Source organism: Bilifractor sp. LCP21S3_A7 (assembly GCF_052118825.1).
Lineage (GTDB): Bacteria > Bacillota > Clostridia > Lachnospirales > Lachnospiraceae > Bilifractor.
Genome location: NZ_JBQKGL010000019.1, coordinates 1 through 18,223, shown reverse-complemented (window position 1 = coordinate 18,223; position 18,223 = coordinate 1). Strand labels below are relative to the sequence as shown.

The window sequence follows — 18,223 nt, the reverse complement described above, 5'->3', positions numbered from 1 at the left end:
ATGATTAAGTGATTCTGTCCTCCTGTGACTGGATTCTGACACGGATTGTCAGATATCTTTGCAGAGAGGACAGCTTTTTTTGCCTGTTTTCGTAATCTTTTTTGTGAGAATTTTGGCCGACACAGGATGCGGAATCGAAGTTTCGATGAATAAATATATATATTTCAAGGGAATGTCTTGGTGTTTTAGTACATGTTTCGTAATTTTCCGAAAAGCATTCTTGTGAATCCATACAAAAATGGTCGAACATTTCGACAAAATATATGAGCTGTTATTGATTTCAGAAAAAAGCTGTGCTACTATTCTTCTAGTTGAATAGTAGATTCTATTTATATGTTCAATTCTTTTTTGGTTTTATCCCGACGAAACAACATCTGCTGAATTATTTGTGTCTGTATTATATATGTTGTCGATATTGGTATGGAAAATTCCCATCGTACGAAAGGAGATTGTAATGAGCGTACAGCTGCTTGACAAAACACGAAAGATCAACAAACTGCTTCACAACAACAATTCAACGAAGGTTGTCTTTAATGACATCTGCGATGTGCTGGTGGACTGTCTCCAGTCCAATATTCTCGTTATCAGCCGGAAGGGAAAGGTTCTCGGAGTGTCAACCTGCAGCGGTGTTGATGAGATCAGCGAGCTGATCACAGATGAGGTCGGAACGCACGTGGATCCTTTATTGAATGACCGTTTTCTGAATGTCCTTTCTACGCAGGAAAATGTCAATCTGAATACGCTTGGTTTTGAAGGGGAGAAGTACGAGAACTATACCGCAATTATTAATCCGATTGAGATTGCTGGTGAAAGACTCGGAACGGTCTTCATGTACCGGTATAAACCGCAGTATGATATCGATGACATCATTGTCAGTGAGTATGGGACTACAGTCGTCGGGCTCGAGATGATGCGCTCTGTAAATGAGGAAAATGTAGAGGAGAACCGCAAGATCCAGGTGGTGAAATCTGCGTTCAGCACACTGTCCTTCTCTGAATTGGAGGCGATTATCCATATTTTTGATGAACTCGATGGCACGGAGGGAATCCTTGTCGCAAGCAAAATCGCGGACCGCGTCGGAATCACAAGATCTGTTATTGTCAACGCGCTTCGTAAATTTGAGAGCGCCGGCGTCATTGAATCAAGATCAAGCGGCATGAAAGGCACATACATCAAGGTGCTGAACGATTACATATTCGACGAACTGGCTGAGATTAAGGAAAAGAGAACGCAGGAAAACGCCAAGAAGGCCAAGGCCTGACCGAACTCTCGTATTGGGAGACAATGTGCGCTAAAAAGACGCAGAATACTGTCCGGATAAATAAATCTCAGGGAACAGGATCCTGACTGACTCAGGGAACAGGATCCTCACTGAATAATAAAGAATACTCGAAGAATACCGCGGCCCACAGGGCTGCGGTATTCTTGTATAAAGAATGTTCTTAGCAGGAAAGCAGGTCGGATTATGGTTCGCTGAAATGAAGAGGCAGGCCGGATTTTGTTTTAATGAAATCAGATTTGAAATAAAAACAGTAAATAAACGAGAAAACAAGAGAAATACAAAGAAATAATGAGAAAAAACGAGATACATTGCTATAAAACAGATTTGCGAAATAGAGCTTTTGAAACTATTATTAATATCGTTGAGTAGCACTCAAAGGTAATGAGTGCTAATAAACATAAGAATTAGTGAAAGAATGAAATCCATATAAGGAGGCTGAAGATTATGAAGTTAGTTCCACTTGGTGACAGAGTTGTACTGAAACAGGTTGAAGCAGAGGAAAAGACAAAATCCGGTATTATCCTTACATCCGCAGCACAGGAAAAACCGCAGGAGGCAACTGTAATTGCGGTAGGACCCGGAACCGATAAAGTCAAGATGGAAGTTAAACCGGGCGATAAGGTTATTTTTGCTCAGTATGCAGGAACTCATTTTAAGGCTGACGGCGAGGAATATATCGTATCGAAGCAGGAAGATATTCTTGCGATTATTGAGGATTAATACGGAAACCGATTAGTAGGAATACTGAAGTCTGAGACGGCAACCGGTTATCAGGAATACTGAAGTGTGAGACGGCAACCGGTTATCAGGAATACTGAAGTCTGAGACGACAACCGGTTGTCAGATGACTGACAGCTGATACGAAAACCGGCTGTGAAACAGATCATGATATGGAATTATATTTGAATCGGTGTCTGCCGGAAACGGGTTGTTAATAAATCCCGGACAGACATATAGAGAACAGGAATATACAGGAGGAATATACAATGGCTAAGGAAATTAAATACGGCGCAGATGCCAGAACCGCTCTTCAGGCTGGCGTAGATAAGCTTGCGAATACAGTAAAGGTTACTCTGGGACCGAAGGGACGTAATGTTGTTCTGGATAAGTCCTACGGCGCACCGACCATTACAAATGATGGCGTTACCATCGCTAAGGAAATCGAGCTTGAGGATGGTTTTGAAAACATGGGCGCTCAGCTTATTCGTGAGGTTGCGTCCAAGACAAATGATGTTGCCGGCGACGGCACCACAACCGCTACCGTACTTGCGCAGGCAATGGTAAATGAAGGAATGAAGAACCTGGCTGCAGGCGCTAACCCGATCGTTCTCAGAAAAGGCATGAAGAAAGCTACTGACAAGACCGTAGACCTGATCAAGGAGATGAGTGAGAAGGTTACCAGCAAAAAGCAGATTGCGAGAGTAGCCGCTGTTTCATCCGGAGATGAAGCCGTTGGCAATATGGTTGCAGATGCAATGGAGTCCGTTACGAATGATGGCGTCATCACCATCGAGGAATCCAAGACAATGCAGACAGAGCTTGACCTTGTAAAAGGTATGCAGTTCGACAGAGGATATGTTTCCGCATACCTTGCAACTGACATGGAGAAGATGGAGGCAGATCTGGACAGCCCGTATATCCTGATCACAGACAAGAAGATCGGCAACATTCAGGATATCCTTCCGCTTCTTGAGAAAATCGTTCAGTCCAGCGCAAGCCTTCTGATCATCGCTGAGGATGTTGAGGGCGAGGCACTGTCCACATTGATTGTCAACAAGCTCCGCGGAACTTTCAAGGTATGTGCGGTAAAGGCACCGGGCTATGGAGACAGAAGAAAAGAGATGCTTCAGGATATCGCAATCCTGACCGGCGGACAGGTTATCTCCTCTGACCTCGGCATCGAGCTCAAGGATGCTACCATGGATATGCTCGGCAAGGCAAAAACTGTTCAGGTTAAGAAGGAAACCACAACCATCGTCGACGGCGCCGGTGATAAGGAAGCAATCAAGAACCGTATTGCTCAGATTAAGGCTCAGATTGCCGAGACAAAATCTGATTTCGACCGCGAGAAGCTTCAGGAGAGGCTTGCAAAGCTGGCTGGTGGCGTAGCGGTTATTCGTGTCGGCGCTGCTACTGAGACTGAGATGAAGGAAGCAAAGCTCCGTATGGAGGATGCTCTGAACGCTACAAGAGCAGCTGTGGAAGAGGGCGTTATCGCCGGAGGCGGTTCCGCTTATGTACACGCATCCAAGGAACTGGCAAAGTTCGTGGATACCCTTGAGGGCGATGAGAAGACAGGCGCAAAGATTGTCATGAAGGCTCTTGAAGCACCTCTGGCAACAATTGCTGCAAACGCAGGACTTGAGGGAGCAGTGATCATCGACAAGGTAAGAGAGTCCAAGGTAGGCGTTGGATTTGATGCTTACAATGAAGAGTATGTAGATATGATCGAGGCAGGTATTCTGGATCCGGCTAAGGTTACCAGAAGTGCTCTGCAGAACGCTACATCTGTTGCATCGTCTCTGCTTACTACTGAGGCTGCTGTATCTACAATTAAAGAGCCGGCTCCGGCTGCTCCTGCAGGCGGGAACCCGGGAATGGGCATGATGTAATCCCTGCCCATCAGAATCTGAATAACAGGCTGATATAAATGAAAAATGCCGCCGCACGTTTCGCATAAACGAAAGTGCGGCGGTTTTTTACGCGAACAGTGAGCCGCAGCCGAATACGAAGTATTCGTGTGCGGCGAGCGTCGCGATAACAAGATAAAACTCGCGCAGCGTGTTTTATCTCGTTATGACGAGGGGGAAAATCACCCCCTCGCATCCGATCGGGTTATTTGCTTTTTCTTCGGGTTATTTCTGCGTATTCTTCAGATAGTTATTGACCATCATGGCAATTTTGAAGGTCATCGCCTCGTCAAAGCGACGGATGTCGAGACCGGTCGTTTTCTGGAGCTTTTCAATGCGGTACACCAGGGTGTTCCGGTGGATATAGAGCTGACGCGCGGTCTCGGAGATGTTAAGGTTATTGTCAAAGAACTGCCGGATTGTCGTCAGGGCCTCTTCATCAAGCTCCGCAAAAACGTCGTGATCAAAGGTTTCGCGAAGAAACAGCTCGCAGAGAGAATGAGGAAGCTGGAAAATGAGGCGGCCGATGCCGAGATTGCCGTAGGAGATCACATGAAGATCCGGGTAGAAGATTCGTCCCACGTCGATGGCAAGCTGTGCCTCCTTATAGGACTGCGACAGGTGATCGAGGAGGTTGGTGGGAAGGCCGTAAGCTACCCTTACCTGAATCATCGCTTCCGCGTTCAGCATGTCAGAGAGCGTATGTGCGGTCTTTGCAGCGTCATCCGGACCTGTGATTTCGGAAACAACTGCTATATGAGTGGCATCGACAATCGTCAGGAATTCGTTGCCGGTGGAAGCGTACATGGCTTTCAGCGTCTGGAGAGCAAGATCCGTGTCCTTCTCACTTGTCTCAGTCAGATACACAATCCGGTTCACATCTTCGCGGATTTTCAGCTTTTTTGCCTCGGAATGAATGTCAGGGGCAAGCAGATTATCAAGAAGAACATTCTGTATGAAGTGGTTTCTATCCATCCGCTCGTGTGAAAAAGAGAGGAGATTCTGCAATTCGCTGACTGCGATTCTGCCGGTGATTTCCGGATTCTGGCCTCCCGCAGCCGCAAGATAGTACACGGGCATGTCGTCGTCATAGACCTTCAGGTAGGTGGTGCTGCCGATTGTCATGCTGTCTGCGGCTGAACGGATCAGTTCACGGACGGAAGTGTCCTCTTCACCGGCAGCTGTATCTCCGGTGATTCTGCTTCCGTTTTTGCCATAAAGTGTGAGTTCGGTTCCGGTAATATCTTGAAGCTGCTGTATGGCTTTGCTTAAAATTCTGCTGTTAATCATAAAGACCCCTTCTCGTGAAATTCAATCCTTTGAGATTCTATTTAAGTGATTCTATTTAAGATTTTATTGAAGATTCTATGATCCGTTCCATTCTCAGATCCGCTTGGATTTTATTATGACGATTCATCAAATCCTGTTCATTGTCACCTGTTTCGCACAGAGCTTCAGAGAGCGGAAGACTTCTGTATACTGTTTATTGTAGAATAATAACTTTTTCGAATCAAGTAGATGAACGGTATGTAAGACAGAAAAATCGCTGCAGATGCAACGAGATAAAACACGCTGCGCGAGTTTTATCTCGCTATCGCGACGCTCGCCGCACACGAATACTTCGCATTCGGCTGCGGCTCACTGTTCGCGTAAATAAAAGAAAGCACTTTGCAGAAGTGAATCTGCAAAGTGCTCTTATGTCAGATATTCCGATCAAAAACCGGTAATCAATGAACGATGGCAAGCTCGGTCTCTTTGTCGAATACATGAAGCTTTTCCATGTCGATCGCAAATTTAACCTCGGAACCTGTTCTCGCAGGTGTCTTCGGATTTACACGGGCTGTCATGGCTGTGTTGTCATAATCGAAATACAGGAATACTTCAGCGCCGAGAAGCTCATATACGTTGATCTTTGCGGAGAATACTTCACCCGGATTCTTCGCGATGACTTCCGGATCGTCAGACAGATGCTCAGGACGAATACCTGCAACAACGGTCTTTCCTACGTAGCCTTTCTCCTTGAGAACTTTGCCCTTTTTCTCCGGAAGAGTAAATCTCTGACCGGCGAAATTCAGCTGGATTGCTCCGGCCTTCTCCTCGACAACAGCATCAAGGAAGTTCATCTGCGGAGAACCGATGAATCCGGCTACGAACAGGTTGCACGGCTCATCGTAGAGTACCTGAGGCGTATCAACCTGCTGAACAACGCCTTCCTTCATGACAACGATTCTGGTACCAAGGGTCATAGCCTCGGTCTGGTCATGGGTTACATAGATGATGGTTGCGCCCAGTCTGTCGTGAAGCTTTGCGATCTCGGTTCTCATCTGAACACGAAGCTTTGCATCCAGGTTGGAGAGCGGCTCATCCATCAGGAAGACACGCGGATTACGAACGATGGCACGTCCCATGGCTACACGCTGTCTCTGACCGCCGGACAGAGCCTTCGGCTTACGGTCCAGCAGATGCTCCAGATCAAGGATCTTGGCTGCGTCTCTGACCTTCTTGTCGATCTCATCCTTCGGAACCTTGCGAAGCTTAAGTCCGAAAGCCATGTTGTCGTAAACTGTCATATGCGGATACAGAGCGTAGTTCTGGAAAACCATGGCGATATCACGGTCCTTCGGATCTACATCGTTCATGACCTTGTCGCCGATTTTCAATGTGCCGGAGGTGATGTCCTCAAGGCCGGCGATCATACGAAGGGTAGTGGATTTTCCGCATCCAGAAGGTCCAACGAAAATGATGAATTCCTTATCTGCGATATCAAGATTGAAATCCTTAACAGCTTCAAAGCCGTTGGGATACTTTTTGCCGATGTGCTCCAGACTCAAACTAGACATTGTCCTGTCCTCCTTAAAATAAAATGAATCCCTGAATTGCTGAAAATAATGATTGCTGTTCTGCGGCAGGCGGCAGCTGTTCGGAGAAAACTCCTGTGGATGCATGTCGTTGTCCCGTGAGACAGCAAAATGTGAACGGTTTTTACTTACGATCAGTAGTATACGTGAAAGGCTTATTTTTTGCTACGGTATTGTCACCAATTATTTGGGGCAGCTTTCGTCGTATTGGGTATTGAATTGACGGGGACTTCGTCAGAGTGACGAGAATACACGCATTTTCTTGTGCAATCTATCAATAAGGAACAAGGCGTAAGAAATCACGCGTGATAAGGAAATCAGAATCCGCAGATGTCAGGTGATATGTTATAATAAAATACGTCTGTGTATCGGAAACTTCGAATACGAAATATTACGAAAACTTAACGAATTTGAAATATATTCATCCGATTTTTACATAGCATATCCGATATAATTATTGTGTGAGTAAACGTGAAGGGGAAGGAGAACGAAGAGGTTATGAATTTACGCGGAAACGGGAAATTCCGTTCCAGACGCTTTGTGATTGCGGCAGTCATTGCCATCGGTGTTGCAGCCGCAATTATTGCGGCTGCAGTCGGCGGCGGACGGGGAAAGAAATCTGCAGAGATCAAAGAGGGAGTGTCATTTCTGAAAGCGCAGGAAAGTAAGGACCCGAAGGAGGTGGAACAGGTTCTGACCGAACAGAAGAAGGCGAAGATGCAGGCGGAACGCGCTGAGATGCAGAAGAAACTGGAGGATGGAACCATCGACGTGTGGAGTCTGTTCGGAGACTCTGTGATTATGGGAGATTCCAGAGCGGTCGGATTCTACACCTTTGAATTCCTTCCGCAGTCCCGTGTTCTGGCGGATGGCGGAAATACAATCGCCAATATAAAAGATCATGAGGAAGAGCTGGTGCAATTGAATCCGGCGAATCTGTTCCTCTGTTACGGCCTGAATGATGTTTCCATCGGGCTTTGGAAAACAAAGGAAGACTATGTAAAGGATTACGCCTCGATTCTGGATGAGTTGCACAAGAAGCTGCCGAATACGTCCATTTTTGTCAACTCCATCATTCCGGCACAGCAGCCCGCAATCGATTCTACGCCTGCGTGGGGCAATATTCCGGAATGGAGCGATGCGGTTCACCAGATGGTGAAGAAAAAGGGATATGGCTGGGTCGGTATCGACGATCTTGTGAGTAGGCATCAGGATCTGTATGATCCGGATTCGATTCATGTTCGCCGGGAATTCTATCCGCTGTGGGCAACTCAGATGATGCTGAGCGTCTATGATGAGCAGCAGACGCAGGGAGACGGATCAGAGGATGTGGTATCTTCCTCGGATAACGATATGGGGGTTTCATCGGAAAGTATAGTTTCTGCGTCTTTAGAGGATTTGACTTCTTCTTCGGGAAAAAGCAGCAGTGCTTCTTCGTGAGGCCGGAAAACAGCCTGGCGGTACGTAGACGGTTGCAGTGCAGGCGGTTCTTACAGCACTGCCCTCGGCGCAGCTGACTTTGTAAAATGCATGCATATAGGGCATTACGATACGGGATTCAGTATAGAAGATACGGGGTTCAGTATAGAAGATACAGGATTCAGTATAGAAGATAAGAGATCCAGTATAGAAGATACGGGATTCAGTATAAAGATAAGAGATTCGGTATAGAAGATATGGGATTCAGTTTAGATATGAAGATAAAGAGTATGAGACTGACAGGTCTGGAAATTGTCAAATGGATACTCGTGGTGTTGATCGTTGTATTGCTGGTTCACAGCTTTACGGGAAAACGGATCAGCAAGGCTGATTTTGATACGGTGTGGGATGCGGTGACAGCGGACGCGGATATGTCCAAGATGCAGGAGGGGTCCAATCAGATGATCCGCCGGCTGTACGGACTGGATCCGGCGCAGTTTGACGGAATACGGCTTTACTATCCAAAGACAAATATGGGAGCTGAGGAGATTCTCCTGGTCAGGCTGAAGGATACAGGCGATCAGGAAATGGTTCAGAGCGCTATGGAATCCAGAAAAAAGACACAGATGAACAATTTTAACGGCTACGGAACGTATCAATATGCCATGCTTCAGAAAAGCATTATTTCCATCCGGGGAAATTATGCACTGTTTGTTTCTGCGGATAAGGCGGGAGAGATCGGGCAGGCATTTGAAAACGCTCTGTAAGGGGGAGGCCGTGATATGACATTCAGCACACTAAGTTTTATTTTCTTATATCTGCCGGTTTCGCTTCTTGTATATCATCTGATACCGGCGGAGAAAAGTATCTGGCGCAAGGTGGCGCTTCTGATTTTCAGCGTTCTGTTCTATGTGTGGGGAGATGCTCCGAACGTTCTGGTTCTTGTGATATCGGTGCTGTTCAATTATATCTCTGGACAGCAGATCCGGATGCTGTCCGCGGATGGAAGGGACGGGTTTCGGAGAAAAGCAACCGTTATTGTCGCAGTAGTTGTGGATGTCGCGGTACTCGGCATCTTCAAATACAGCAGGCTTGCTCTTCCTGTGGGAATGTCCTTCTACACATTCTCTGCACTATCGTATGTTTTTGATATTTATTACGGCAGGGTAGAGGATGACGGGAACGTCCTGAATGAGATGCTTTATATCCTGTTCTTCCCTAAGCTCATCTCCGGTCCTATTATGCAGTACAAGGATTTCCGGGAACAGCTTGTGCAGAAAACGGTAAAAAACAGGTATTTTACATCCGGTATGCATCTGTTTATCATTGGTCTGTTTAAAAAGGTGCTGATCGCGGACAATCTGAGCACCGCTTTTCATCAGATCAGCAGCCTGAGTCAGATGGCTGGCCTGACGGCATGGCTGGGCATGATTTTCTATTCTCTGGAGCTTTACTTTGACTTCAGCGGATATTCCGATATGGCGATCGGTCTCGCAGAGATGTTTGGTTTCCGGATAGAGAAGAACTTCAATTATCCATATCTGTCAGACGGAGTTACGGATTTCTGGAGAAGATGGCATATATCGCTTGGCGCCTGGTTCCGCGATTACGTCTATATTCCGATGGGAGGGAACCGCTGTTCCCGTGAAAAACAGTTCCGAAATCTTGCGGTTGTATGGATTCTGACGGGACTCTGGCACGGAAATACTCTGAATTTCCTCTTCTGGGGCATTTACCACGGCTTTTTTGTCATTCTGGAAAAATTCGCGATCGGCCAGAAACGGCTTTCGATTCCAAAGTGGCTTCGAATTCTTCTGACCGATTTGATTGCCTTCGTGGGATGGATTTTTTTCTTCACTCCGTCGATTGGAGGGGCATTCCATTATCTCGGACAGATGTTCGGAGCGGACGGGCTCGGTTTTGCAAATGGAGCCAGTGCCTATTACCTGACCAGCAACCTGGTTGTGCTGATCCTTGCGGTAATCTGCAGCGGCCCGCTTCTGACAAGGCTTCATGACACTCTGGTATACAGAGGCAGAAAGAATATGATATATCTGTCGGCAGCGGTCCATGTGGTGCTCCTGATTTTCTGCGTTGCCAATATGGTCGGAGCCACATATTCTACATTCCTGTATTTCAGGTTCTGAAAGGTGAGAGATAATGACGGATTACAGTGACAATAACAATAAGAAGGAAAGCTCGTCGCCGATCTATCCGGATGATCTGCCGCTGCGCATGAAGACCAGGCCGGGCGGTTCGGGTCAAGCTGTCGGCAGAGCGGAGGAAGAGAGAGGCAGAACATCCGGCAAAGCGTCGGAGAGACGCGGAAGCGCGGCAGGCGGCAGAGAAAGGAGGACGTCGGTCGGAGCGGCGGAGAGGCGCGGAAACGCGGCTGGCGGCGGAAGAAGCAGGATGTCAGCCGGAGCGGAGAGGCGCGGAAATGCGGCTGGCGGCAGGAAAAACAGATATCTCGAGGCGCTCAGGAAAATTCCCGGTCTTGTGCCGAAGAAACCAAAATTGCGGAAAGGGAAGAAAAAAGCATATTTCTACGATCTGCTCACACGGATTTTTCTCGGAGCCGTCGCGGTTATTTTTGCCGTGAATCTGATCGTACCGAGCAGAAAGTTTTCACCGGACGAGAATAGAAACCTTGCTCAGATGCCGAAAATCTCGGCGGCATCTCTCGCAAACGGCGATTTTTTCCGGGACTTCAACAGCTATGAATCAGATCAGTTCGTCGGCCGGGATCTGTGGATGAATATCCGTTCTCTGGGTACGATGATTCTGGGAAACCGTGAATCTGAGAATGTGTATTTCGGAAAAGACGGATATCTTCTGTCGAAGCCGGTCGTGCCGGACCCGGAAACAGTTAATGCGACAGAAAAAGCCATCAATGATTTTTCCGGGAGACACAGTGATCTGAACATGAACCTTCTGATGATTCCGGATGCGGCAAGCATACTCACGGACAAGCTTCCCCGGAATGCTCCGGCAGAGGATCAGATCTTGGATATCCGCGGATTTGAGAACAGACTGGACAGCAAAATACAGATCATTGACGCTATCGGTGTGATGCAGAAGAACAAGGATCAGAAGATTTACTACAAGACAGACCATCACTGGACCAGTCTGGGTGCGTATGAGGCCTTTCTGGGCGCGGCAAATCAGCTCGGCATTGATACACCGATCACAGAAAATACGATTTACACGGTGTCGGATTCCTTCCAGGGCACTTTGGCGTCAAGAAGCGGGCGTCACATCTCGCGGGACTCAATTGAAATCTACCAGCCTGACGGAACAGATGTGGAGTATTACGTAACCTATCCTGATACAGGAGAGAAGAGTACATCCATGTTTATGAGTGACAAGCTGAAGGAAAAGGATCAGTATCAGGTGTTCTTCGGTGGAAATCATCCCCTGGTGGAGATTCGGACGACCGCAAACAATGGAAGAAATCTGCTGGTATTCAAGGACTCCTACGCGAACAGTTTCATGCAGTTCCTGTATCCGTATTTCCAGAGCATTATCATGGTGGATCCGAGATATTATTACGACGACATTGAGACTGCCATCACCTCCTACGGAATCACCGATGTGCTCTTCCTTTACAGCGCGGACACTTTGCTTGCGGACACAAATCTTGCGGACACCTTAAATGCTTCTTCTGTTTCTGACAGCGGATCGGACAACGGGGACAGTGGAATGGAGAGCATGAACGGTTCCTCCACAGATTCTTCCTCCTCTGAGACGGTCGGCAGCTCTTCCGCGGATCATGCAGTGACCGGTACTTCTTCCAGCGAGGGGGAAGGTTCAGGTTCGGATAATGCTGTCAGCGTGTCTTCCTCACAGAATACAGGGAGTGCGGCGGATGCAGCCGGGTGAATCCGTGCTGACATTTATTTACGCGAACAGTGAGCCGCAGCCGAATGCGAAGTATTCGTGTGCGGCGAGCGTCGCGATAGCGAGATAAAACTCGCGCAGCGTGTTTTATCTCGCTTCAAAAGATGCTATGATAATTACATCTGAGAATTCCAACGTGACAGGAGAAAAGGTATGAGTGATTTATTTAAGGAAAAACTGATTTCCGTACAGCCAACCATGAAGAACCGGTTCATTAAGGTTTTCTTTGTGCTGCTTACGATTCTGATGTTCTTTTCCGGAATTATGGTGCATCCCGCATTTCTGCTTGCGGGGTTTGGTCTGATCCTGCTTGATATCTGGCTGATTCCAAGACAGAGTGTAGAATACGAGTACTCCTACGTAAACGGAGTACTGGATATTGACCGGATTTTTTCCAAACAGTCGAGGAAGAAGGGAGCTTCTTATGATTTAAGCGAAGCAGAGGTTATCGCTCCGGTGGGGTCGGATCATCTCTCCGATTTTAAGAATGTGAAGGTGGTTGATTACACATCGGGAACGCCTGAGGATGAGAAAAATGCATGGGCGTTTGTGATCTCGTCAAAGCAGGAAAGACAGAAGGTTCTCATATCGCCGAGTGAAGACATGCTTAAGGATATGCGGATGCGGGCACCGAGCCGTTTCTTCACAAACTGAGAGAACAGGCTGCTTGTCCGGACCGGGAAAGGTCCGGCACGGCAGCCTTTTTGGCAGCCTTTTTTATCCGCACAAGGCATTGACTTTCAGTGTGCGGTTTGCTAAACTTTTTTCAAATTATTCAGAACATGTGCAGACGGCAGACATATGATTGCGATTTTCTCATGCATATCTAAGATTTCGTTTCGTCACAGACTTCTGCTCTTTGCAGGGCTCTGATCTGTATAGCTATTTTATTCACATTAACAGTCAGATAGAAGAAAGGAAGAACGTTTATGGGACAGATTATCGGAGAGGGTATTACATTTGATGATGTGCTTTTAGTACCGCAGTATTCAACGGTTACACCGAATCTGGTGGATTTGAGCACATATCTCACGAAGAAGATCAAATTGAATATCCCGATGATGAGCGCAGGCATGGATACGGTTACCGAGCATCGCATGGCAATTGCGATGGCCAGACAGGGCGGTATCGGAATCATCCATAAGAACATGACAATCGAACAGCAGGCAGATGAGGTCGATAAGGTAAAACGTTCGGAAAATGGTGTCATTACAGATCCCTTCTATCTTTCCCCGGAGGATACGCTTGCGGATGCCAACGCGCTTATGGCAAAGTACCGCATCTCGGGTGTGCCGATCACGGTCGGCAAGAAGCTTGTCGGAATCATTACAAACCGTGACCTTTTGTTTGAAACTGATTTCAGCAAGAAAATCAAGGAATCGATGACTTCAGAAAATCTGATTACAGCAAAAGAGGGCGTCACGCTTGAAGAGGCGAAGAGTCTTCTGGCCAAGGCACGGAAGGAAAAACTCCCGATCGTCGATGATGAGGGAAATCTGAAGGGCCTGATCACAATCAAGGATATCGAGAAGCAGATTAAATATCCGAATGCCGCAAAGGATGCATACGGACGTCTTCTGTGCGGAGCTGCCATCGGTATTACCGATGATGTTCTGGAGCGTGTGGATGCGCTGGTCAAGGCACATGTGGACTGCGTGGTCATCGACTCCGCACATGGCCATTCCGCGAATATCTTCAAATGTCTGCGGATGGTTAAGAGCGCATATCCGGATCTCCAGGTTATCGCGGGAAATGTTGCAACAGCGGAGGCCACACATGATCTGATCGAAGCTGGCGCGGACTGCGTCAAGGTAGGAATCGGACCTGGTTCGATCTGTACCACCCGTATCGTGGCAGGCATCGGTGTTCCGCAGGTTACTGCGATCATGAACTGCTATGAAGAAGCAAAGAAAACCGGCACACCGATCATCGCAGACGGCGGTATCCAGTTCTCCGGAGATATTGTGAAAGCGATTGCTGCCGGTGGTAATGTCTGCATGATGGGAAGCATGTTCGCCGGATGTGACGAGGCTCCGGGAGAATTTGAACTGTTCCAGGGAAGAAAGTACAAGGTATACCGCGGCATGGGATCCATGGGAGCGATGTCTCAGGCACACGGCAGCGCTGATCGTTATTTCCAGGCGGGCGCGAAGAAGCTCGTGCCGGAAGGCGTAGAGGGCCGTGTGGCATACAGGGGTTCTGTAGAGGATACGATTTTCCAGATGGTCGGAGGCCTTCGCTCGGGCATGGGCTACTGCGGAGCGGCAGATATTCCGACACTGCAGAAAACCGGAAAGTTCATCAAGATTTCTTCCGCGGCACTCAAGGAGTCGCATCCTCATGATATTCATATCACAAAGGAGGCTCCGAACTACAGCATCGATAACTGATTCTGAAAGTGAACGGGCCAATTGCACAGCGATCTGTGTCCTGCACTACGGGCGTGGACGTCTGTGATCATCTGGTCTGGATGGATAATGGACAGCAGAATGGCGCAGAAATGTGGTTCTGCTGTCTTTTGTTTTTACGGGATCAATGATTCCGGAAAAAAGGATTCAAGGGAGGTCTCTATGAAAGCAGACAGCAGGAAGAAGCTCGACAGATTATGTCTGGCAATGATAGATTATGACCGGAGGGATCCGATGCGGATTCAGCATCTGATTAAGGTGCATGCTTTCTCGGCAATGATCGGGCGGGACGAAGGCCTCGATGAGAAGACGCAGCTGATCCTCGAGGCTGCCGCTTATGTTCATGATATCGGAATTCACAGGGCAGAGATCCTGTGCGGAAAGAGCGATGGAAAACTGCAGGAGAAGTACGGACCTGCCGAAGCAAAGCCTATTCTGGAGAAGATCGGGTTTGAAAAGGATGAGATTGACAGAATCTGTTACCTGATCGGGCATCATCACACCTATAAAGATATCGACGGAATGGATTACCAGATTCTGGTCGAGGCAGATTTTCTGGTGAATCTGTACGAGGATCATTCTTCCGTTGCCGGAATCCAGAGCGCATACAGCAAAATATTCCGGACGGAATGCGGTAAGAAGATTTTTCGGGAGATGTACCTGGACGCGGGAGATCCGGAATACGAGAAATGGCTTCAGTCGAAGGAACAGGCGGCAGACGCGGAATAAGTAATGAAAAGACCCATATCCGGACGATATCGTCGAAGGATATGGGCTTATTTTACGCGAACAGCGAGCCGCGGCCGAATGCGAAGTATTCGTGTGCGGCGAGCGTCGCGATAGCGAGATAAAACTCGTGCAGCGTGTTTTATCTCGTTGTCAGAGCAGAGAATAACCGAAACTGTTGACGAGAGCGTCGATCGGGACCTTCTTTTTGCAGAGCGGACATTCACTGGTCTTGTAGGATTCGTAATCAGGAACATCCGACGCATGGAAGGCTGCCGCGACCTTGATTCCCCTGACCTCATCCACTGCGCTGAAGATGGCACATGCGCCGCTGACGGTTGCGCCGTAATAATGGACACTCTCGAGAATCGTTGCCAGTGAACGGCCTGTTGTGATGGAGCCCAGGAGAAGCAGCACGTGCTTGCCGCGGAGCGCAATCTGCATGTTGTCGCGGAAAATGATCTGCCCCGATGCGATGTATTCGGGGGAAACAACATAGATGGTCTTGTGTGCGTTGATAGAGAGAATTCCGGATTTTGTAAGCTCTTCTGCGAGGTAGGTGCCGATAACCTCCATGCCATCCATGCAGATGATTGTATCAACCTGCGTATCAACGGAGTAGTGCATGGCAAGAAGAGATGCGACGTTGTGCGCCTCGCTGCAGCGGGTCTTCATGGTTGTGATATCGAAGAAACAGTTGATATGGGAGTGTGAGGTCGCAAAGTGACCCCGGATCACCTTCAAGGAAACATTCGAATTCATAACCGCCGGTATTTTGACATAGTTTTTGTCCATATTGTGCTCCTTTCCTCTTACAGCCGCCGGATATCAGCTTTCTGTATTCTGCGAATCTTTCGCTATAAGCTGAGGATTCATACAACGATTATACCATAGATAATACTAAAGTTGCACAAAAAATACAGAAAAAACGCAGGATTAATGTTAAATATGCCTCCCTTTCTGCGGATATTACGGAAAACGGGACCGATATATACAGGAATCCGGATCGGGACCTTGGAGAATAGCGAGAACATGCTAAAAAGGAGAATATTTGCAAAAGAAAAGGAGACTGCCGTATGGGAGGCAGTCCCCTTGTATTTATTTACGCGAACAGTGAGCCGCAGCCGAATGCGAAGTATTCGTGTGCGGCGAGCGTCGCGATAGCGAGATAAAACTCGCGTAGCGTGTTTTATCTCGTTTGCTGTTTATTTGTAATTATTCAGCCGGAAAAAGCCACAAACGGTCTTTTTTGGCTGAAATTATGATGCACTGAACAGTTAGATTCATTTATTCTTATTTTGCTTCTTGACATCTTCCATCATGAGGGCGCGTACCTTCAGAGGCAGACCGAACAGATTGATAAATCCGCTTGCATCACTGTGATCATAGAGATCTCCGGTGGTGAAGGATGCCAGGGAGGAGTTGTAGAGGCTGTACGGAGAAGTCGTTCCGTTGCGGATGATGTTGCCCTTGTAGAGCTTAAGCTTGACTTCTCCGGTTACGACATTCTGGGTAGACTCCACAAATGCACTGATGGCCTCACGAAGGGGAGTAAACCACTTTCCCTCGTAAACAATCTGTGCCAGCTGGCTTCCGAGTTTTTTCTTTGTCTCCATGGTTTCGCGGTCAAGCACGAGTTCCTCGAGCTGATCGTGAGCGGCCATGAGGATTGTTCCGCCCGGGGTTTCATAGACGCCGCGGGATTTCATTCCAACGACACGGTTCTCTACTATATCGATGATGCCGATTCCATTTGCGCCGCCAAGTTTATTCAGTTCTTCGATGATCTCGGCTACTTTCATTTCTTTGCCGTTCAGCGTCTTCGGGACACCCTTTTCAAAGGTAAGGGTAAGGTCTGTGACCTTGTCCGGCGCTTTTTCGGGAGTGACACTCAGGACCAGAAGTTTATCATAGTTCGGTGCCTGTGAAGGATCTTCCAGCTCAAGACCTTCGTGACTGATATGCCACAGATTCCGGTCACGGCTGTAGCCTTTGCCCATGGAGAAAGGAAGGTCAATGCCATGGTCCTTGCAGTACTGGATTTCATCTTCACGGGACTGCATGGTCCATACGTCGGTCATGCGCCAGGGGGCAATGATCTTAATTGTGGGATCAAGGGCTTTGATGCCGAGCTCAAAACGGATCTGATCATTACCCTTTCCGGTTGCTCCATGGCAGATGGCGGTTGCGCCTTCCTTGTGCGCTACTTCAACAAGCTTTTTCGCGATCAGCGGGCGTGCCATAGAAGTACCAAGAAGATAGCTGTGTTCATAGACCGCACCTGCCTTGACACACGGCATGATGTAGTCTTCTGCAAATTCGTCGATGACATCGATGATGTAGAGCTTGGAAGCTCCGGAGCTCAGCGCTCTTTCGTTCAGATTGTCATCGGTCAGCTCTTCTTCCTGTCCGCAGTTGATGCAGCAGCAGATGATCTCATATCCGAAGTTCTCCTTCAGCCAGGGAATCAGCGCTGTGGTATCCAGACCGCCGGAATATGCAAGAACTACCTTTTCACTCATGGGAAATTTCCTCCTTTATATATATATCAAATATGAAATTACCGATTTTATCGGATGCAGCCGGTATGCCGGTTGTACATAAGCGGAAGAGCCTGTACATGGATCGGTACACGGAACATTCTCATTATAGCGAGTCGCCGGGGACGGAACAAGCGTTTTCTCGTGTATAAGTCCCCGCGTCACTTCGTGCTCATACCTGTTGCCTTCGAAATCGCATACAGTCTCTTACGCGCGCTTCGCGACAGGCGAATTGTTTGCGTTTTCGAAGCGTGTCGTGTATAAGCTACGGATTGCTCCGTGCTTCGCACTCTCGCAATCCTACAGGCATGAGCGTTTTCGCCGTGTTTCACACGGCTTCACGCTCATGCCTGTTGCCTTCGAAATCGCATACAGTCTCTTACGCGCGCTTCGCGTGCGACGAGCCTGTTTGCGTTTTCGAAGCGTGTCGTGTATAAGCTACGGATTGCTCCGTGCTTCG

14 protein-coding genes are annotated in these 18,223 nt (G+C 48.0%); 10 read left to right on the top strand and 4 right to left on the bottom strand.

From position 1 onward, the window contains the following. The first annotated feature begins 454 nt into the window (after positions 1–454). From codY to groL, 3 genes are all read left to right on the top strand, one after another. Positions 455–1,261: a GTP-sensing pleiotropic transcriptional regulator CodY gene (gene codY / locus ACTQ1O_RS13440; protein ID WP_441099845.1), complete on the top strand. Its 807-nt coding sequence runs from the start codon at positions 455–457 to the stop codon at positions 1,259–1,261. Between the two features lie 465 nt (positions 1,262–1,726). Then, positions 1,727–2,002 (top strand): co-chaperone GroES, encoded by a 276-nt coding sequence (locus ACTQ1O_RS13435; RefSeq protein WP_441099844.1) that lies wholly within the window; start codon positions 1,727–1,729, stop codon positions 2,000–2,002. 266 nt (positions 2,003–2,268) lie between these two features. Next, positions 2,269–3,894: a chaperonin GroEL gene (gene groL / locus ACTQ1O_RS13430; RefSeq protein WP_441099843.1), complete on the top strand. Its 1,626-nt coding sequence runs from the start codon at positions 2,269–2,271 to the stop codon at positions 3,892–3,894. Between the two features lie 243 nt (positions 3,895–4,137). Here groL and ACTQ1O_RS13425 read toward each other — a convergent pair whose 3' ends face one another. Both ACTQ1O_RS13425 and ACTQ1O_RS13420 read right to left on the bottom strand, forming a co-directional pair. Continuing rightward, positions 4,138–5,202, bottom strand: coding sequence for a PucR family transcriptional regulator (locus ACTQ1O_RS13425; protein ID WP_441487699.1), 1,065 nt, complete (start codon positions 5,200–5,202; stop codon positions 4,138–4,140). A 437-nt stretch (positions 5,203–5,639) separates the two neighbouring features. Then, the gene (locus ACTQ1O_RS13420; RefSeq protein ID WP_441475956.1) at positions 5,640–6,752 is read right to left on the bottom strand and encodes an ABC transporter ATP-binding protein; all 1,113 of its coding nucleotides are present in this window, start codon (positions 6,750–6,752) and stop codon (positions 5,640–5,642) included. Between the two features lie 516 nt (positions 6,753–7,268). On the opposite strand from ACTQ1O_RS13420, the gene ACTQ1O_RS13415 reads away from it, so the two are divergent. The 7 genes from ACTQ1O_RS13415 to ACTQ1O_RS13385 all read left to right on the top strand — a co-directional run bounded on the left by ACTQ1O_RS13415 (position 7,269) and on the right by ACTQ1O_RS13385 (position 15,226). Further along, positions 7,269–8,210, top strand: a complete 942-nt coding sequence (locus ACTQ1O_RS13415; RefSeq protein ID WP_441487698.1) for a GDSL-type esterase/lipase family protein — start codon at positions 7,269–7,271, stop codon at positions 8,208–8,210. 254 nt (positions 8,211–8,464) lie between these two features. Then, on the top strand, positions 8,465–8,956 hold the full coding sequence (locus ACTQ1O_RS13410) for a DUF4358 domain-containing protein (RefSeq protein WP_441487697.1): 492 nt from the start codon (positions 8,465–8,467) through the stop codon (positions 8,954–8,956). A 15-nt stretch (positions 8,957–8,971) separates the two neighbouring features. Next, positions 8,972–10,336: an MBOAT family O-acyltransferase gene (locus ACTQ1O_RS13405; protein WP_441487696.1), complete on the top strand. Its 1,365-nt coding sequence runs from the start codon at positions 8,972–8,974 to the stop codon at positions 10,334–10,336. A 13-nt stretch (positions 10,337–10,349) separates the two neighbouring features. Beyond that, a complete protein-coding gene (locus tag ACTQ1O_RS13400; protein WP_441487695.1) occupies positions 10,350–12,071 on the top strand; it encodes a DHHW family protein in 1,722 nt (573 codons plus the stop codon). Between the two features lie 171 nt (positions 12,072–12,242). Beyond that, positions 12,243–12,743, top strand: a complete 501-nt coding sequence (locus ACTQ1O_RS13395) for a DUF6106 family protein (protein ID WP_441475951.1) — start codon at positions 12,243–12,245, stop codon at positions 12,741–12,743. Positions 12,744–13,018: 275 nt separating this feature from the next. Continuing rightward, on the top strand, positions 13,019–14,479 hold the full coding sequence (gene guaB, locus ACTQ1O_RS13390) for an IMP dehydrogenase (RefSeq protein ID WP_441487694.1): 1,461 nt from the start codon (positions 13,019–13,021) through the stop codon (positions 14,477–14,479). Between the two features lie 180 nt (positions 14,480–14,659). Continuing rightward, positions 14,660–15,226 (top strand): HD domain-containing protein, encoded by a 567-nt coding sequence (locus ACTQ1O_RS13385; RefSeq protein ID WP_441487693.1) that lies wholly within the window; start codon positions 14,660–14,662, stop codon positions 15,224–15,226. A 150-nt stretch (positions 15,227–15,376) separates the two neighbouring features. Here ACTQ1O_RS13385 and ACTQ1O_RS13380 read toward each other — a convergent pair whose 3' ends face one another. Continuing rightward, entirely contained in the window at positions 15,377–16,018 is a 642-nt protein-coding gene (locus tag ACTQ1O_RS13380) for an orotate phosphoribosyltransferase (protein WP_441487692.1), read from the bottom strand. A 488-nt stretch (positions 16,019–16,506) separates the two neighbouring features. Further along, positions 16,507–17,745 (bottom strand): argininosuccinate synthase, encoded by a 1,239-nt coding sequence (locus ACTQ1O_RS13375; RefSeq protein WP_441475948.1) that lies wholly within the window; start codon positions 17,743–17,745, stop codon positions 16,507–16,509. Between the last annotated feature and the right edge of the window lie 478 nt (positions 17,746–18,223).